General features: G+C 45.6%; 8 protein-coding genes. 3 read left to right on the plus strand and 5 right to left on the minus strand.

Translation table 11 applies throughout. The features are described 5' to 3' along the window. Positions 1–41: 41 nt before the first annotated feature. From GVO60_RS13810 to gltB (GVO60_RS13830), 5 genes are all read right to left on the minus strand, one after another. Positions 42–470, minus strand: coding sequence for a DUF1499 domain-containing protein (locus GVO60_RS13810; RefSeq protein WP_159655000.1), 429 nt, complete (start codon positions 468–470; stop codon positions 42–44). Between the two features lie 102 nt (positions 471–572). Next, complete coding sequence (locus tag GVO60_RS13815) at positions 573–1985, minus strand: glutamate synthase small subunit GltD family protein (RefSeq protein ID WP_159655002.1); 1413 nt, start codon at positions 1983–1985, stop codon at positions 573–575. 21 nt (positions 1986–2006) lie between these two features. Further along, the gene (gltB, locus tag GVO60_RS13820) at positions 2007–6470 is read right to left on the minus strand and encodes a glutamate synthase large subunit (protein WP_159655004.1); all 4464 of its coding nucleotides are present in this window, start codon (positions 6468–6470) and stop codon (positions 2007–2009) included. A 432-nt stretch (positions 6471–6902) separates the two neighbouring features. Beyond that, complete coding sequence (locus GVO60_RS13825) at positions 6903–8372, minus strand: glutamate synthase subunit beta (RefSeq protein ID WP_159655006.1); 1470 nt, start codon at positions 8370–8372, stop codon at positions 6903–6905. Beyond that, the gene (gene gltB / locus GVO60_RS13830) at positions 8372–12919 is read right to left on the minus strand and encodes a glutamate synthase large subunit (RefSeq protein ID WP_159655008.1); all 4548 of its coding nucleotides are present in this window, start codon (positions 12917–12919) and stop codon (positions 8372–8374) included. The genes GVO60_RS13825 and gltB (GVO60_RS13830) overlap by 1 nt, the downstream gene beginning before the upstream one ends. A gap of 529 nt (positions 12920–13448) precedes the next feature. Between gltB (GVO60_RS13830) and mnmL the strand changes: the two genes are divergently transcribed. The 3 genes from mnmL to arcB all read left to right on the plus strand — a co-directional run bounded on the left by mnmL (position 13449) and on the right by arcB (position 18691). Further along, positions 13449–14393: a tRNA modification radical SAM protein MnmL/YtqA gene (mnmL, locus tag GVO60_RS13835; RefSeq protein ID WP_159655010.1), complete on the plus strand. Its 945-nt coding sequence runs from the start codon at positions 13449–13451 to the stop codon at positions 14391–14393. A gap of 65 nt (positions 14394–14458) precedes the next feature. Further along, positions 14459–16207, plus strand: a complete 1749-nt coding sequence (locus GVO60_RS13840; RefSeq protein ID WP_159655012.1) for a GGDEF domain-containing protein — start codon at positions 14459–14461, stop codon at positions 16205–16207. Positions 16208–16324: 117 nt separating this feature from the next. After that, a complete protein-coding gene (gene arcB, locus GVO60_RS13845; protein WP_159655014.1) occupies positions 16325–18691 on the plus strand; it encodes an aerobic respiration two-component sensor histidine kinase ArcB in 2367 nt (788 codons plus the stop codon).

The raw sequence follows: 18691 nt of genomic DNA on the forward strand, positions 1-18691 counted from the left end.
TGATACAAAAAACCGAAGCGATTGCTTCGGTTTTTTTATACCTATTTAATTAGGTTATTAGCTTTAAGAAGCTCACGTAGCTGATCGGCTCTCTTACGATTGACTCCAAAATCGGAATAGCCGACACGTGATTCAGAACGGACTAACAATTGCCCTTCTTTTATGCGCAGTTCAAGATCGTCAACAAAACGCATGATTTTAGAGGTGCACTCAATTCTCAGATAGCCGTCATCTTTCACCGCGGTTTTTGCTCCTGAAAGTTGCAGAGCGACCGCTTCGATGGCATCGATATTAGCGTCGGCTGTTATTTCGAATGGGGCAATTTGATACTTCTCACGTGTGTCTTGAGTTGAAACACAGTTAGGTTTATCACCACAGGGTGACGAGGTTCGATCTGTCATTGTATCGACTCCTTGGCTACATGCTGTTAAACCCAACAAAGTGATGGAAAGGAGAGCGGCTTTCTTCATGTTGAATTCCTAGTATCTTGTTGTTCTAATATAAGAATCAATTATATGGTTCAAATAAAAAAAGGATCCAATCTTTGAATCCTTTTGTGAGATGCGTGCTTTTTAGATGTCGAGGTAATCTAAGATACCTTCAGCAGCTTTACGTCCTTCGTCAATGGCCGTTACGACAAGATCAGAGCCTCGCACTGCATCACCACCAGCAAAGATCTTTTCATTAGTGGTTTGATACATAAACTCTTGCTTTTGTGGTGCTTTGATTCGCCCCCATTGATCCAGTTCTACGCCATAAGGTTCTAACCAAGACATTTGATGCGGTTGGAAACCAAAGGCCATGATGACTACATCTGCTTCTAGTACATGTTCGCTGCCTTCAACTGGTTCTGGTCTGCGACGTCCAGCGTCATCGGGTTCTCCGAGCGCTGTTTTAACCACTTTCACGCCACTCACGTTACCTGATGCATCGACTTCAACACCTAAAGGCTGCAAGTTAAACTTAAAGTTCACACCTTCCTCTTTGGCATTTTTCACTTCACGACGAGAGCCTGGCATGTTGGCTTCATCACGGCGGTACGCACAGATAACATTGCTAGCGCCTTGACGAATAGAGGTTCGTACACAGTCCATTGCGGTGTCACCACCACCAAGTACCACGACTTTTTTGCCTGCCATATCGATGAAGGGTTTATTATCTTTTAGATCCATCACTTTGTAAGTGTTAGAAATAAGAAATGGCAACGCATCATACACGCCTGGGGCATCTTCATTGGCAAGACCGGCACGCATCGATTTATAAGTGCCGACACCTAAAAATACAGAGTCGTATTCATCGACTAACTCTTGCATCTGAACATCTTTGCCAACTTCAACGTTGAGGCGAAACTCAACACCCATATCACTAAAGACGCGGCGACGATTTTCCATTACGCCTTTCTCTAATTTGAAGGAAGGGATACCGAAGGTGAGTAGGCCGCCAATTTCAGGATAGCGGTCAAACACAACGGGTTTAACACCGTTGCGAACTAAAATATCGGCTGCGGCGAGGCCTGCAGGACCTGCACCAATAATCGCGACTTTTTTATCTGTCCACTCAACGTTTGACATGTCTGGCTTCCAACCCATTTCAAACGCTTTGTCGGTAATGTACTTTTCGATATTACCGATAGTGACGGCACCAAAATCCTCATTGAGGGTACAAGAACCTTCACATAGACGGTCCTGTGGACAGACTCGGCCACATACTTCAGGCAAGCTATTGGTTTGGTGAGAAAGCTCAACTGCTTCTATTATGCGCCCTTCGTTGGCTAACTTTAACCATTGAGGGATGTAGTTGTGTACAGGGCACTTCCATTCACAATATGGGTTACCACAATCTAGGCAGCGATCTGCTTGAGCGGTTGCTTGCTGCTTAGTAAAAGGCTCATAGATTTCAACGAATTCAATCTTACGAATTTTAACTGGTTTCTTCGCAGGATCTACACGTTGTACGTCGATAAATTGGTATACGTTCTGGCTCATGATTCAAACATCCTCCATGATTTACTGGGCTTGAACGCGTAGTTCTGCTGCGCTACGACTTTGGTGGCCAAGCAGAGTATTCAAATCTGCCGCTTGAGGTTTCACCAGATAGAACTTCGGAATCCATTCGTCAAAGTTCGCTAAGATATTCTCGGCGTGAACTGAACCGGTCTCTTCTAAGTGCTCAGCAATCAAACCACGCAAGTGTTCCTGGTGAATGTAGAGATCAGACAGAGCAACAGCTTCAACCGACTCTTGATTGACGCGACCTTGGAAGTCTTCATTTTGATCTAAGACGTAAGCAAAGCCTCCGGTCATACCCGCACCAAAGTTAACGCCTGTCGCACCGAGAATCGCGACAATACCGCCTGTCATGTATTCACAAGCGTTGTCGCCTGCGCCTTCAATAACAGCAATGGTGCCGGAGTTACGAACGCCAAATCGCTCGCCTGCGGTTCCGGCTGCAAATAATTTACCGCCAGTTGCTCCGTAGAGACAGGTGTTGCCGATGATGGTCGCATCGTTACAAGTGAAGGCCGTACCTTGGTGAGGTTTGATGCTGATCTTGCCGCCTGCCATGCCTTTGCCGACGTAGTCGTTCGCATCACCCGTGAGGTAAAGCTCTACGCCACCGGCATTCCAAACACCGAAGGATTGGCCTGCAGTACCGTCTAAGTGCAATTTGATTGGTGAGGCTGCCATGCCTTGGTTCCCATAGCGTTTAGCTATTTCACCTGATATGCGCGCACCAATAGAGCGGTCGGTATTGATTACGTTGTAGAAGAAATCTGCAGATTGCTTCGCTTCGATGGCGCTGAGGGCATCATCAAAAATCTTTTGGTTCAGCTCTGCTTTATCGAATGGAGCGTTTGGCTCAGTCCAATAAACAGGGTGACCTTGTGGAGAAACGGGCGCTTCAAGAATACCTGAAAGATCAAGTTTGCTCTGTTTGGCTGTCATGCCTTCGACGGTTTCGAGTAAATCAGTGCGACCAATCAAATCAGTCAGCTTTTCAACACCCAGTTCAGCAAGCAATTCACGTACTTCATCGGCCAGGCCAACAAAGTAGTTCATCACCATTTCTGGCAGGCCTTTAAAGTACTCTTTGCGTAACGTGTCATCTTGAGTGGCAACACCAGTCGCACAGTTATTTAAGTGACAGATACGTAAGAACTTACAACCCATAGCAACCATAGGCGCTGTACCAAAACCAAAGCTTTCAGCACCGAGAATTGCCGCTTTGACAACGTCTAGTCCAGTCTTTAAGCCACCATCGACTTGCAGACGAATCTTATGACGGAGTCCATTAGCAACCAATGCTTGTTGCGTTTCCGCTAGGCCAAGTTCCCATGGGCTACCAGCGTATTTCACTGATGTTAGTGGGCTCGCAGCGGTGCCGCCATCATAACCAGAGATGGTAATTAAATCGGCATATGCTTTAGCAACACCCGTTGCAATCGTGCCAACTCCTGGCTCGGAAACAAGTTTCACCGATACTAATGCTTTCGGGTTGACCTGTTTTAAATCGAAAATGAGCTGAGCTAGATCTTCAATTGAATAAATATCGTGATGTGGTGGAGGGGAAATTAACGTCACTCCTTGCACTGAGTAACGAAGTTTAGCGATTTCTGCCGTTACTTTGTGCCCTGGAAGCTGTCCGCCTTCACCCGGCTTAGCACCTTGCGCGACTTTGATCTGAAGAACATCCGCATTGGTGAGGTAGTGTGGTGTGACACCAAAACGACCTGATGCAATTTGTTTGATGCGTGAGTTACGCTCGGTTCCAAATCTACGTGGATCTTCGCCACCTTCGCCAGAATTAGAGTGGCCTCCTAAACGGTTCATCGCGGTTGCTAGTGCTTCGTGTGCTTCTGGACTCAGAGCACCAATCGACATTGCTGCAGAATCAAATCGTTTGTAGAGTTCGGTATTCGGTTCGATGGCTTCAAGCGGCAGTGGTTTCTCTGACTTTTTGAGCTTTAACAGATCGCGCAGCATTGCCACTGGGCGTTCATTCACTTGCTTAGCGAAGCTTTTATAGTCAGACGCATCACCAGATTTGACCGCTTGTTGCAAGGTGCCGACCACATCTGGGTTATAAGCGTGATATTCACCACCGTGGACATATTTAAGCAGGCCGCCATGCTCAATCGATTTACGTTTTGCCCATGCTTTGCGAGACAAATTAAATAGATCTTGTTGGAAGTCTTCGAAGTTCGCACCTTGGATGCGAGTTGTTACCCCCTTGAAGCAGAGCTCAACGACCTCTTGGTTTAGGCCGACTGCTTCGAACAGCTGTGAACATCGGTATGATGCAACGGTTGAGATACCCATTTTCGACATGATCTTGTACAGACCCTTATTGATGCCGTATTGGTAGTTTTGCATCACTTCGCGGTAGCTTTTCTCTAAGCCACCATCGTCGATCATCTTACCTAGCGCTTCGTAAGCCAAGTATGGGTAAACCGCAGTCGCACCAAAGCCGAGTAAAACGGCAAACTGGTGTGGGTCACGGACAGTTGCCGTTTCAGCAATGATGTTGGCATCACAGCGAAGGTTAGCTTTAATCAATCGAGATTGAACGGCACCAACGGCCATGGCTGCTGGAATAGGCAGTTTGCCTTTGACCAATGGGCGATCAGACAGAATGACAAGTACCGTACCTTCGCGCACGACTTGCTCAGCTTGATCACAAAGATCGCTCAGTGCTTGTTTCAGATCTTTCTCAGCAGGATCGTAGTTGATGTCTAAAATGGTGTTACGGTAGTGATCATCGTTAAGCTCAAGCAACTGCTGCATGTCAGAGTAGAGCAGTACAGGCGAGTCGAAGGTGACTCGATGAGCGTGACCATCGGTTTCACAAAAGACGTTCATCTCTTGACCAACACTGGTCGCGAGTGACATTACATGCTTTTCACGCAGTGGGTCAATCGGAGGGTTGGTGACCTGAGCAAACTTCTGGCGGAAGTAGTCTGTGACTAGGCGTTCTTTCGATGAGAGGACCGCCATTGGAGTATCATCCCCCATGGAACCGACAGCTTCTTGGCCCATATCGCCCAGAACTCTTAGCACTTGGTCGACTTCTTCATTACTCATTGCATACTGCTTTTGATAGGTCTTAAGCAGATTGTCATCGAAATTACGCTCACCAACTTGATCATCAGATAAGTCTGAGAATGGCGTCAGTTTGTGGACGTTGTTTTCCATCCACTCACGATATGGGTGACGTCCTTTAAGATCATTATCGATCTCGCTTGATTGCCATAATTTACCGCGGCGTGTATCGACAACGAGCAGTTCACCAGGCCCAACACGACCTTTTTCTGCGACTTCATCTGGCGCGTAATCCCAAATTCCGACTTCAGAAGCAAGGGTGATTAGCTTGTCTTTGGTAATAACATAACGTGCAGGGCGAAGACCATTTCGATCTAAGTTACAAGCGGCATATCGACCATCGGACAAGACGATCCCCGCAGGACCATCCCACGGTTCCATGTGTTTGGAGTTGAAGTCATAAAATGCGCGTAGATCAGCATCCATGTCTGGGTGGTTTTGCCATGCAGGTGGAACAAGCATGCGCATCGCACGGAAGATATCCATGCCACCCGCTAAGAACAGATCCAACATATTGTCTAAACTTGAAGAGTCTGAGCCAGTTTCATTAACGAATGGCGCTGCACTGTGTAGGTCGGGTAATAAAGGTGATGAGAACTTATAAGCGCGCGCTCTTGCCCACTGACGGTTGCCCTCAATGGTATTGATTTCACCATTATGCGCTAAGTAACGGAACGGTTGTGCCAGTGGCCATCTTGGTTGAGTGTTTGTAGAAAAACGCTGGTGGAACAAGCAGATAGCAGACTCCATGCGCAGGTCCGCTAAGTCCAAATAAAACCTTGGTAAGTCGGCAGGCATACAAAGGCCTTTGTAGACCATAACCTGTGTCGAGAGGCTACAAATGTAGAACTCTTTGTCTTCGGTGATCTGTTTCTCAATGCGTCGGCGAGCGATATAGAGGCGGCGTTCGATGTCACGTTCGCGCCATCCAGCCGGTGCAGAAATGAAGACTTGTTGAATATTCGGTAATGAATCTGCTGCAATCGGACCAAGCACTGCAGGGTTGACCGGTACATCTCGCCAGCCTGCAACGGTTAATGTTTCTTGAGCCAGTTCTTTGTTAATGATCTCTTTTGCTATTTGAGCATTAACTGGATTTTGGCTGAAAAACACCATGCCTACAGCATATTGTTTGCCAAGTTTAAAGCCATTTTCTTCGGCGATTAAACGCAGATATGAGTCCGGTTTTTGCAGTAAAAGGCCACAACCATCACCGGTTTTTCCGTCGGCAGCGATACCGCCACGGTGAGTCATTCTATCCAGTGCCGAAATGGCAGTACGGACTAATTTGTGGCTTGTTTCACCTTCCATGTGTGCAATCAAGCCAAATCCACAGTTATCTTTTTCAAGACTTGGATCATAAAGAGCCATTGCAATTCTCCCTTTGCTTCTCTGTCATTTTAGACAGAACTACCAACATCAAAAGGGTTGGTATGTATGACTAACTATGCGTTCTAATTGTTATAATTCGTATAAATATTCACTAAAGTTACTTAGAACAGTTAACAAATTTAGATAAATTCATTTTCATCGACTTCACAACGTATAGCTTATTATAAAAAAGGTCAAGTTCTTGGTAGAAAATCACGCCAAGATGCGATTTACCACTGAATACGCTGCAATACTCTTTATTATTCAGATGCTTATATTTTTAATTGTTACAATTTTGCAACAAAAGGGTGCTAGGGAAATAAAAAAGACCAGCACAAAGTGCTGGTCAACTAGGAAAGTTTGGAAGGAATGATTGTTTATCTACAATCCTCTAGGATCTATGCAATCAAGCTAGATCCTAGAGTTAAAGGGCTAAGCTGATAACATTAGAGAGTCAGCTTTGGCTTCTAGGTTGGAGCCACCCATTAGGTATTGGTCAATAGAGATTGCGCACTCGCGGCCTTCGTTGATACAGCGTACCACCAAAGATTGACCTGTACGCATATCACCTGCAGCGAAAACGCCTTTTTGGTTAGTTGCAAAACCTTCAGTCGCGACGTTACCGCGATCATCCAGTTTGATGTCCAGTTGAGCAAGTACACCTGTTGGTTCTGGGTGTAGGAAGCCCATCGCTAGGAATGCCATGTCACATGGAATAACACGCTCCGAGTTTGCTACTTCTTCAAATCCAGGACGCTCACCTGGTTTTGCATCTTGCCAAACGATATCAGCAATACGTAAACCCGTTACTTCACCCTTGTCGTTACCGATAAACTCTTTGGTCAAAATATTCCAATGGCGATCACAGCCCTCCTCGTGTGAAGTGGTTGTTTTCATGATCATTGGGTATTGAGGCCAAGGCATATTAGCAGGACGTTTCTCTGGCGGAATCGGCATGATCTCTACTTGAGTTACGCTTGCTGCTTTATGGCGGTTGGACGTACCCACACAGTCAGAACCTGTATCACCACCACCGATAACCACAACATGTTTACCTTTCGCGTGAATTTCTTCACCTTTCAGATCCATGCCATTGGCACGGCGGTTGTTTTGACCAAGGAATTCCATTGCGAAGTGAACACCTTTCAGTTTGCGACCAGGAACTGGTAAGTCGCGAGGAACTGTTGAGCCTCCTGTCAGCAGCACAACATCAAACTCTTGGCGAAGTTGCTGAGCATTTACGTCTACACCAATGTGTTGATTCACTTTAAACTCAACACCGGCTTCTGCCATTAGGTTGACCTTACGATCAATCACATCCATACCCAGTTTGAAATCTGGGATACCAAAACGTAGTAGGCCACCGACTTTCTCATCGCGCTCAAAGACAGTGACTGAGTGTCCAGCACTGTTTAGCTGCTCAGCTGCGGCTAAGCCAGCTGGTCCCGAGCCGATGATAGCTACAGTTTTTCCAGTACGAGAACGTGGTGTTTTTGGTTTTGCGTACCCTTCTCGGTACGCAGTTTCGACGATAGTCTTCTCAATGTTACAGATAGTGATTGGATCTTGGTTGATCCCAAGAACACATGCGCTTTCACAAGGAGAAGGGCAGACACGACCAGTAAACTCTGGGAAGTTGTTGGTAGAGCTTAGAATGTTCCAAGCCTCTTCCCAGCTATCACGATATACGGCATCGTTAAACTCAGGGATGATGTTACCAATCGGACAACCGCTGTGACAGAAAGGAACACCACAGTCCATACAACGAGAAGCCTGAGTATTAATCTTGTCACCAAACTCTTCGTTAAGGACGAACTCTTTGTTGTCTTCGATACGAACCGAAGGGTCGAGCTTCTTAGGAAGCTCACGACCATGTTCTAAAAATCCAGTAGGCTTACCCATTATACTGCCTCCACTTCTTCCGTTTGTGCTTGCTCAGCTTCTGCTTTACGTTTTTGAAGAACCGCTTTGTAATCACGCGGCATAACCTTAACCAATGAGGTTAGGCTTGCTTCAAAGTTGTCTAAGAAAGATTGGGCAACTTCACTTCCTGTGAATTGAACATGCTTGGTTAGCATATCTAGTAGAAGATCTTTATCTTCTTGCTCGATTGGGTCTAGGTCGACCAGTTCTGGGTTAAGCTTAGTTTCGAAATCACCGGCTTTATCCCAAACGTAAGCAACACCACCACTCATACCTGCGGCAAAGTTACGACCTGTAGAGCCAAGGATGATAGCTGCGCCGCCCGTCATGTACTCACAACCGTGGTCACCAACACCTTCAACAACGACTTTTGCCCCAGAGTTACGAACACAGAAACGTTCACCAGCCATACCGCGGATGAAAGATTCACCAGAGGTTGCACCGTAGAAACAAACGTTACCTACAACAATGTTGTCTTCAGCAACGATAGAGGATTTAGCATCAGGGTAGAGCACTAGCGTACCGCCAGATAAACCTTTACCCCAGTAGTCGTTCGCATCACCTTCCACTTCGAACTTCACGCCCTTAGCAAGGAAAGCACCGAATGACTGACCTGCACTACCGTTGAACTTAACGTTCATTGGTTGCGGCAGACCTTGGTCTTTGTAAACCTTAGAGATTTCGTTCGACAGCATGGTACCTGCAGAGCGGTCTGTGTTGATAATAGGGAATTCAGCGTTTACTGCTTCACCTTTCTCAAGCGCTGGAATAGCCGCTTGAATCAACTTACGATCCAGAACCTCTTCTAGGTTGTGGTTTTGCTCTGTTTGGTTGTAAACACCATCTTCTTCACGAGCTTGTTCAATGTGAAGAACAGGAGTTAGGTCTAGGTTCTTGTATTTCCAGTGGCCGATATCTTCACGAACTTTTAGTTTGTGAGATTGACCTACCATCTCATCGATAGTACGGAAACCTAGCTCAGCCATCACTTCACGTAGACCTTCTGCCATGTATTGGAAGAATGTCACAACGTCTTCTACGCGGCCATCAAAGCGCTCACGTAGCGTTTTGTTTTGCGTTGCGATACCAACTGGACAGGTATTTTTATGACACTTACGCATCATGATACAACCTTCAACAACAAGTGCTGCAGTTGCTACGCCCCATTCTTCAGCGCCAAGCAGTGTTGCTACTGCTAGGTCACGCGGAGTTTTCATCTGACCATCAGACTGAACCACGATACGGTTACGTAGGCCATTCTTTAGTAGAGTTTGGTGTGTTTCAGCTAGACCAAGCTCCCAAGGCAGACCCGTGTGACGGATTGAAGACATTGGTGATGCACCTGTACCGCCATCAAAACCAGCAATCAGTACAACGTCAGCTTTCGCTTTCGCAACACCTGAAGCGATGGTACCAACACCCGCTTCCGATACTAGCTTCACGTTAACGCGGCCAGCACGGTTTGCGTTCTTCAAATCGTAGATTAGCTGAGCCAAATCTTCGATTGAGTAGATATCGTGGTGTGGTGGTGGAGAGATGAGACCAACGCCCGGAGTCGAGTGACGCGTTGCACCGATCCAGTCATCCACTTTATCACCTGGTAGTTGACCACCTTCACCTGGCTTCGCGCCTTGAGCCATTTTGATCTGAATTTCATCAGAGTTAGTTAGGTAGTAAGACGTTACACCAAAGCGGCCAGAAGCAACCTGCTTGATTGCAGAGCGTTCCCAGTCTCCGTTTTCTTTGCGTTCGAAACGAGCTGGATCTTCACCACCTTCACCCGAGTTCGATTTCGCGCCAATGCGGTTCATAGCAACTGCTAGCGTTGAGTGCGCCTCGTAAGAGATCGAACCAAACGACATTGCACCTGTTGCGAAACGCTTAAGAATGCTTTCGATTGGCTCGACTTCTTCAAGTGGGATTGAACCTGCTGGATTCTTAACAAAGTCTAACTGGCTACGTAGTGTTGCCGCGTTATCGCCTTGGTCATCAACGGCTTTCGCGTACTTCTTAAACTGAGCGTAATCTTTATTGCGCGTCGACTCTTGAAGAAGAGAAATGGTTTCAGGGTTGAATAGGTGTTTTTCACCACGCTGTTTCCATTGGTAAACACCGCCCACATCAAGAACTTGAACTGGAATTTCACGTGTCGGGTAACCTACGCGGTGACGGACAAGCACTTCTTTAGCGATGTCGTCAATGGTAAGGCCTTCAATGCGGGAAACGGTACCTGTGAAGTATTTATCAACCACAGATTTACTGATACCTAGAGCTTCGAAGATCTGTGCGCCGTGGTAAGACTGTAGCGTTGAGATGCCCATTTTAGAGAAGATCTTCAATAGGCCGCCGTTAACACCTTTACGGTAGTTATCGAAGTACTCTTTGGTCGATACGTTTGGATCTAGTTTCTTCGTGCGTTGTAGCTCAACAATTGTCTCAATCACTAAGTATGGGTTAACTGCATTAGCGCCGTAACCGACTAGAGTCGCAAAGTGGTGCGTCTCACGTGCATCACCTGTTTCAACCACAATGTCACACTTCGCACGTAGACCCTTGCGGATCAAGTGGTGGTGAACCGCGCCAACCGCAAGCATTGCAGGAATCGCAGCGTGGTTAGAGTTAACCGCTCGGTCTGTAAGAAGAATGATTGAGTAACCATCAACAACAGCGTCTTCTGCGTATTGGCAGATGCGCTTAAGGGCACGTTCAAGCTTGCCTTCGTCTTCATTCGCTTGGAATACGATATCTAGCGTTTTCGCTTGAAGGTGTTCGTTATCAATTGCGCGCAGTTTTTCTAGTTCAGAGTTAGAAAGAACTGGCGATTCAAGTTCCACTTTTTGACAGTGCTCTGGTGTTTCAGCCAGTAGGTTCTGGTCCTTACCTAGGTAAGTATTCAGAGACATCACCATACGCTCACGGATCGGGTCGATCGGCGGGTTGGTTACCTGAGCAAATAACTGCTTGAAGTAGTTTGAAAGGTGCTGAGATTGGTGCGATAGAATCGCTAGCGGCCAGTCGGCACCCATAGCTGAAAGTGGCTCATAGCCAGTTTTCGCTAGAGGTAGAATGATTTCGTTCACTTCTTCTGAGCTCACACCAAAAGATTGCTGCTTGTGCAGAAGTTTCTCAGGTGATGGTTGGCTGAATTCATTGCTCGCATCTGGCAGTTTATTCAGGCTCAGAAGGTTATCTTTAACCCACTGTTCGTATGGCTGTGCATTAGCAATACCATCTTTCACTTCTTCATCTGAAATGATGCGGCCTTGCTCTAGGTCAGCAACGAAAATACGACCTGGTTGAAGACGACCGCGGAACTCAACGTTCTCAGGTTCAATTTCAACCACGCCAGACTCAGAAGCCATCACTAGGAAGTCATCTTTAGTCACTGTGTAGCGAGAAGGGCGTAGACCATTACGGTCAAGTGTTGCACCTACTTGAACACCATCAGTAAAACATACTGATGCAGGGCCATCCCAAGGTTCCATCACATTCGCGTGGTACTGATAGAACGCGCGACGAGTTGGGTCCATGTTTTTGTTTTCTTGCCATGCTTCAGGGATCATCATCATCAGAGCATGTGGCAGGCTACGACCAGAAAGAACTAGGAGCTCAAGTGCCATATCGAAGTTAGATGAATCCGAGCTGCCTTCCTGACAAATTGGAAGAAGCATGTCGATCTCTGCTTGAGTAAACAAGTCAGATTCAATGATCGCTTCACGTGCTTTCATCCAGTTCAAGTTACCACGAACCGTGTTGATCTCGCCGTTGTGCGCGATGTAACGGAATGGTTGAGCTAGACGCCAGCGTGGGAATGTATTGGTAGAGAAACGAGAGTGAACCAGCGCAAGCGCGGTAACCATCGTTGGGTTTTGTAGATCTAGGAAGTATTGAGGTACTTGCTCAGTTGTTAGCTGGCCTTTGTACACCAAGGTTTTGTACGACATTGAGTTGATGTAAAAGTCATCACCAATGTTCGACACGCTTTCTAGACATACGCGAACTGTGTAGTTACGCAGAACGTACAGTTTGCGCTCTAGCTCTTCTGGTGTGGTACCAGGGCCGCCAGTAACAAACACATGCTCAAATTGAGGCTCTGTACTAAGTGGGTCAGCACCGATCATTGAGTTATCGGTTGGCAGTACGCGGTAGCCAATCACTTCTAGATCAAGGCGTTTCGCATTGCGTTCTAAAATATCACGACACTGTGCGCGTTTGTGTTCATCTTTAGGGAACAACACAACACCCACGCCGTATTTTTCAAAAGAAGGTAGCTTAAGGCCAAGCTTTACCGATTCTTCCAAAAGAAATTCATGAGGTTTTTGCAGCAAGATACCAGCACCGTCACCAGAACATGGGTCACAGCCTTGACCACCACGGTGTTCCATGCGGGCAAGCATATCAAGTGCTTGAGTTACTACGTCGTGCGATTTGCGGTTTTTTAGGTGAGCAACAAAACCGATACCACAAGCGTCGTGCTCCAGTTCTGGAGTATATAGACCTTGTGATCTTTGCTCTCTATCTACCATGGATACATCCTTCCAGTTCAAATAGGCGCAATTGGGCTAGTCGAAACTAGTTTCTACGTCCTGTCCTTTATTTTTATGATTCGAAGCCGACCTAGGTTGGTGGCTTTGATTCCATTCCGTATCTCGCAGGAAAAATATTGCGAGAAAAACAATCCTTGGTGAAATCCGTTTTTTTTATTTCACTATCTAGTGAATTATATAGGTGGGGGTAGGAAAACACCGACGTTTAAACGATTTTAGCTGTAATAAAAAATACAAAAATACGCAAAAACTGTAAGTATCCTACAATTTACTTAGGTCGAAATGCAATCAAAACTCGAGCTTGTTGCGCAATTTTTTCGTCGTTTAAATGGAGTTTATGTTTAACTTTTGCTTAACATTTTGCTTGAGGCACGTTCTTTTTGCATGTTTATTGACTTTGCTTAATCAATCGCACGTTTAAAACGGATACATTTCTCCCTCGATTTTTTTCATTTCTGTAATTTAATTACATTAATCTTAATGATATCCATTTGCATTTGAGGGCAGCATGCAGCTACACGAATTGGTCAATACCATTGGGCAAGATTTACAACGACGCTATGGCGAAAAAGTGCATAAGTTGACTTTGCATGGTGGATTTAGTTGCCCAAACAGAGATGGCACGATTGGTCGCGGTGGCTGTACCTTTTGTAATGTTGCGTCATTTGCTGATGAAGAAGCGCAGGTCAAAAGTATCCATGATCAATTGATTGATCGCGCTGGTGAAATCAATCGCGCAAAACGTTATTTAGCTTACTTTCAGGCATACACCAGTACTTACGCAGAAGTGCAAGTATTGAAAAATATGTACGAAGAAGCGTTGAAAGCGGCGGATATTGTCGGTTTATGTGTGGGAACAAGACCTGATTGTGTGCCTGACGCGGTTTTGGATTTGTTGGCCGACTACGTAAAGCAAGGTTATGAGATCTGGCTAGAGTTAGGTTTACAAACAGCCAATAATCAAACTCTTAAGCGAATTAACCGTGGTCATGATTTTGAATGTTATGCGGAGATCACTCAACGAGCGCGAGCTCTGGGTATCAAAGTTTGCACCCACTTGATTGTTGGTTTGCCAAAAGAGACGCGCGACGACAATATTCTCACGATGCAAAAAGTGATTGATGTTGGTACTGATGGCATCAAATTGCATGGTTTGCATATCGTTGAAGGTAGCACAATGGCGAAAGCGTGGAAGGCCGGTAAACTTGAAGCGCCTGAGCTAGAAGAGTATGTCGAGACTGCGAGTCATTTGATTCGAATGACGCCTCCTGAAGTGGTTTATCACCGCGTGTCTTCTGCGGCGCGACGTCCTACCTTATTGTCGCCTTTGTGGTGTGAAAACCGTTGGTTAGCCATGACGGAAATCGGTCGAGCATTAAATCGTGAAGGCGCTCAAGGCTCACTATTAAATCAACCGTTTATATATTCAAAACCATTAATAAAGGCAGAATAACTGTCTATAAGCTGATATCTTAGTATTCTTATAACTGATAATAATATTTGAGATTGAGTGAATAGATGGAGCAGCTACTCGTATGGTTGTGGGATACCTCACATGGACATGGTTTTGATCTGGTAGTCATCCTATTGTTTGTGTTGGCTGCTTTCCGCATTTATTCACGTTTTCAGCGCCACCTAGAACAGTTGCTACAAGATACTCCGATTGCGTCATTGATGATTGATATAAAGAACAACGAGCTACTGCTGGCTAACTCAATGGCGAAGCAGTGGCTCGGAGTGCGCAAAGTCGGTAAGGCCTATCTTCTTCCTCAAGCATTTAGTCATTCACTACGCGAAACCTTAATCAATCAACTGGAATCGGAGTCCCCTCAATCTTTTACATTTGAATGGCGCGTTTCGCAAAATTGCTCTATTCAATTGGATGTTACCGGACGTAAAAGCCTTTATCGTGGTCGAATCGTTTGGTTGGTCTACCTTAATCCCCACCAGAGTACTCCGGCAGAATTTCAGCAAGAGATGCAGTCTCTTAGAATCTATAAAAGCGCATTTGATAACCTGTCAGAGTTAGTCTTCATTAAAGACAATCACGGAGAGATCGTGTCAGCCAACCGTGCTTTTCAACGCTTTTGGCAAGATAGATTTGAAGAAGGCGCTGCGGATATTGAAGGGACAATTCAGGGGCGAGCGAGCAAACGGCGCTGGACTATTACCCCTGATGGTCGCAGCTGCCTGTTGGAAACCCACCAAACTGTTTTGCTTTCAGCAGAGGGAAGTAAGATTGGATCGCTTGGGATCAGTCATGACGTGACCGACTGGCATAACATGCAGCGCAACTTACGTGATGAAATGGACAGACGTAAAGATACCGAAGTTGCCTTAGCACAAAGGGATACTATCTTGCAGAACATTTTGGTTTCAAGCCCTGACTCCATCGGAATCTTCAATGAAAATATGGTCTACCAAGCGTGTAACAAGCCATTTGTGAAAGCTTTGGGAATCTCTGAAGTAGATGAATTGATCGGTAAAAGGCTGCAAGATGTGATCCCTATGGATTCTTATTCACGTCTATCTGAAACCGATAAAAAGGTCTTATATGAAGGTAAATCATTACGTTACATTGATCGTGTGATCAGTAGTAATGGTGATTTTACATGGTATGACGTAGTGAAGTCGCCATTCAGGGATCCTGCATCTGGAACCAATGGTGTGCTGATCATGGCTCGTGATGTATCCGAACGTTATTTGGCTGAGCAGAAGTTGGAAGAAGCCAACCAAGAACTCGAGCGTCTTAGCTTCATTGACAGCTTAACTCAGATCTCCAATCGCCGTCGCTTCGACGAGCAGTTAGAGACGTTATGGCACCTGCACTGTCGAGAGCAAAAGCCATTGACTGTTATGTTATGTGATATCGATTATTTTAAAGGCTTTAACGACTTTTATGGCCATCAGCGTGGCGACGATGCTTTGGTACAAGTTGCTAAGGTATTTAGAAGTGTACTGCCACGTTCAAGTGATTGTGTTGCGCGTTATGGTGGTGAAGAGTTTGGTTTTATTCTTCCCAACACAACAGTTGAGGGAGCGAAGAAAGTTGCTGAGCGTATTCATCAGGGTGTAGCCAAGCTTGCCTTAACTCATGAGAAATCGGGAGTCTCTGATGTCGTCACTGCCAGTATTGGTTTGGCTTCTTTAACGCCAAGACCGCTAGATCAAAGTGATACCATTGTGGCGTTAGCTGACAGCGCTTTGTATCAAGCAAAAGCGACTGGGCGCAATCAAACTTGTGTACATCACACATCAGAAAATTAACTCGATAACGTTTAGGATTCTTTTCGCTGTCATTAGGGAAAACAGGTAATATTGAAGGTGTTCATCCAAGCTATTGTTTAGGTTGATGTTACCTCTTATTTCCTTTCGGAGCTCTCAATGAAGCCGATAAAAAACCTCGCTCAATACTATGTCGATCTGCTTGTTAAGCTGGGCATTTTACGATTTTCCATCCTTCTTGCTTTAGCCCTTGTTGCGTTAGCAGTTGTCGTTCAAGTTGGTATCACTCTGGTACTAAGTGGCCATGTCGATGATATTGATATTGTTCGCTCCGTCTTCTTTGGCTTATTGATCACCCCTTGGGCCGTTTACTTTTTATCCGTCGTTGTTGATCAACTGGAAGAGTCACGCCAACGCTTATCTAAATTGGTCTCTAAACTGAAAGACATGCGTTCTCGTGACCAAGAGTTGAACAATAAACTCCAGCAAAATATTTCTAAGTTAAATCAAGAGATCGAAGAGCGGATTAAAGCTGAAGAGGCCCGTGAAGAAGCGATGAAAGACTTAGAGAATGAGGTTTATCAACGTGAGCGAACTCAGCTTGAGCTGGCTGAACGTACCGCGCTGCTTCGTTCATTTATCGATGCTTCTCCTGATTTGATTTACTACCGAAATGCCGACGGTGTTTTCTCTGGTTGTAACCGTGCGATGGAAGAGTTGACTGGTAAAAAAGAGAGCCAGTTAGTGGGCCTAACTCCTTGGGATGTTTACAGTAAAGAAGTCGCACAGCAAATTGTTGATACCGACGAACGCGTCTTTGCTGACAACCAAGCGCTGACCTATGAACAATGGTTAGAGTATCCAGATGGGCATAAGAACTACTTTGAACTGCGCAAAGTGCCTTTCTATAGTAAAGATGGCCGACATCTAGGTTTGGTTGGCTTTGGTCGTGATATTACTGAGCGAAAACGTCATGAAGAGTCACTTGAAAAAGCCAGTCGGGATAAAACCACTTTTATCTCAACGATTAGCCATGAGTTGAGAACACCGCTGAACGGTATTGTTGGCTTGAGTCGTATGCTACTCGATACGCAGATGACCGACGAACAGCGCAGCCACATGCAGACAATCAACGTCAGTGCGATCACCTTAGGTAATATCTTCAACGACATTATTGATATGGATAAATTTGATCGTCGTAAGCTTGAGCTTTATCCGTCCGCGCTAAATTTTGAAAACTTTGTCGCTGAGATGGAGAGTATCTCTGCATTGATGGCATCACAAAAAGGGCTTCGTTTTGACCTAGAGCGTTTGAGTTCACTACCATCATCTATTGAAGTTGATGCAACTCGTCTACGTCAGGTGCTTTGGAACTTGGTGAGTAATGCGATGAAGTTCACCAAAGAAGGCGGGGTAGTGATGACCGTCAGCGCCGAAGTTGAAGAGAGTTACGCCAATATCACTATGGAAGTGGAAGACAGTGGTATCGGTATCCCTGAAGGGGAGCTCGATAAGATTTTTGCCATGTACTATCAAGTTAAGTCAGGCAAAGACAATCTGCATGCCGTTGGTACCGGTATCGGTTTGGCGGTATCTAAGCAACTGATCAATATGATGGATGGCGATATTACCGTGAGCAGCGAAGAGGGCTTTGGCAGTACCTTTACTGTGACGATTCGAGTTCCACTAAGCGAAGAGCAACCACAGCTAGAAGTTGAGCCGACATCTCAGAAAGAACTGAATATCTTTATGGTTGAGGACATAGAGCTAAATATTACGGTCGCACGTTCGCTACTTGAAAGTATGGGGCACGAAGTGTCTGTTGCGATGACAGGTCAAGATGCGATTGAAATGTTTGATCCAGAGATTTATGACCTAGCTTTCTTAGATATTCAATTACCTGATATGACAGGTTTTGATGTGGCAGATTTTTATCGCCGGACTTACAAAGACTTACCTCCGCTGGTGGCTTTGACTGCAAATGTTTTGAATAACAAAGCTGAATACCTTGAGAAGGGCATGGATGATGCGATCAGCAAGCCGCTCTCAGTTACCGATGTACATAATGTTATTGCCAAGTTCACTTCGGACGAACCGTTGCAGCCATCAGCAGCGCCTATCAGCAAGCCGTCATCTGATACTCAAGAGGGGGGGGAGATTTATGCTCGGCTGCTTGATTTAGATATGTTGGAATCGTATGTAGGTATTGTTGGTACAGCACCGGTGTTGGATAGCATCACAATGTTTGAAGAGATGATGCCAGGTTACCTGCAGTTATTAGATTCTAATATGACGGCTAAGCATCAAGAAGGCATTGTTTCTGAAGCGCATAAAATCAAAGGTGCGGCAGGTTCTATAGGTTTGAAGCACATACAAAGTGTCGCGCAAAAAGCACAATCACCGGATCTTCCAGCTTGGTGGGAGAACATTGATGATTGGGTGGAAGAAATGAAAAATGAGTATCAGTATGATATACAGATACTAAAAGAGTGGTTAGAGCAGCAGCAAACGAAACAGCAAGGGTAA

The organism is Vibrio atypicus, assembly GCF_009811315.1.
Lineage (GTDB): Bacteria > Pseudomonadota > Gammaproteobacteria > Enterobacterales > Vibrionaceae > Vibrio > Vibrio atypicus.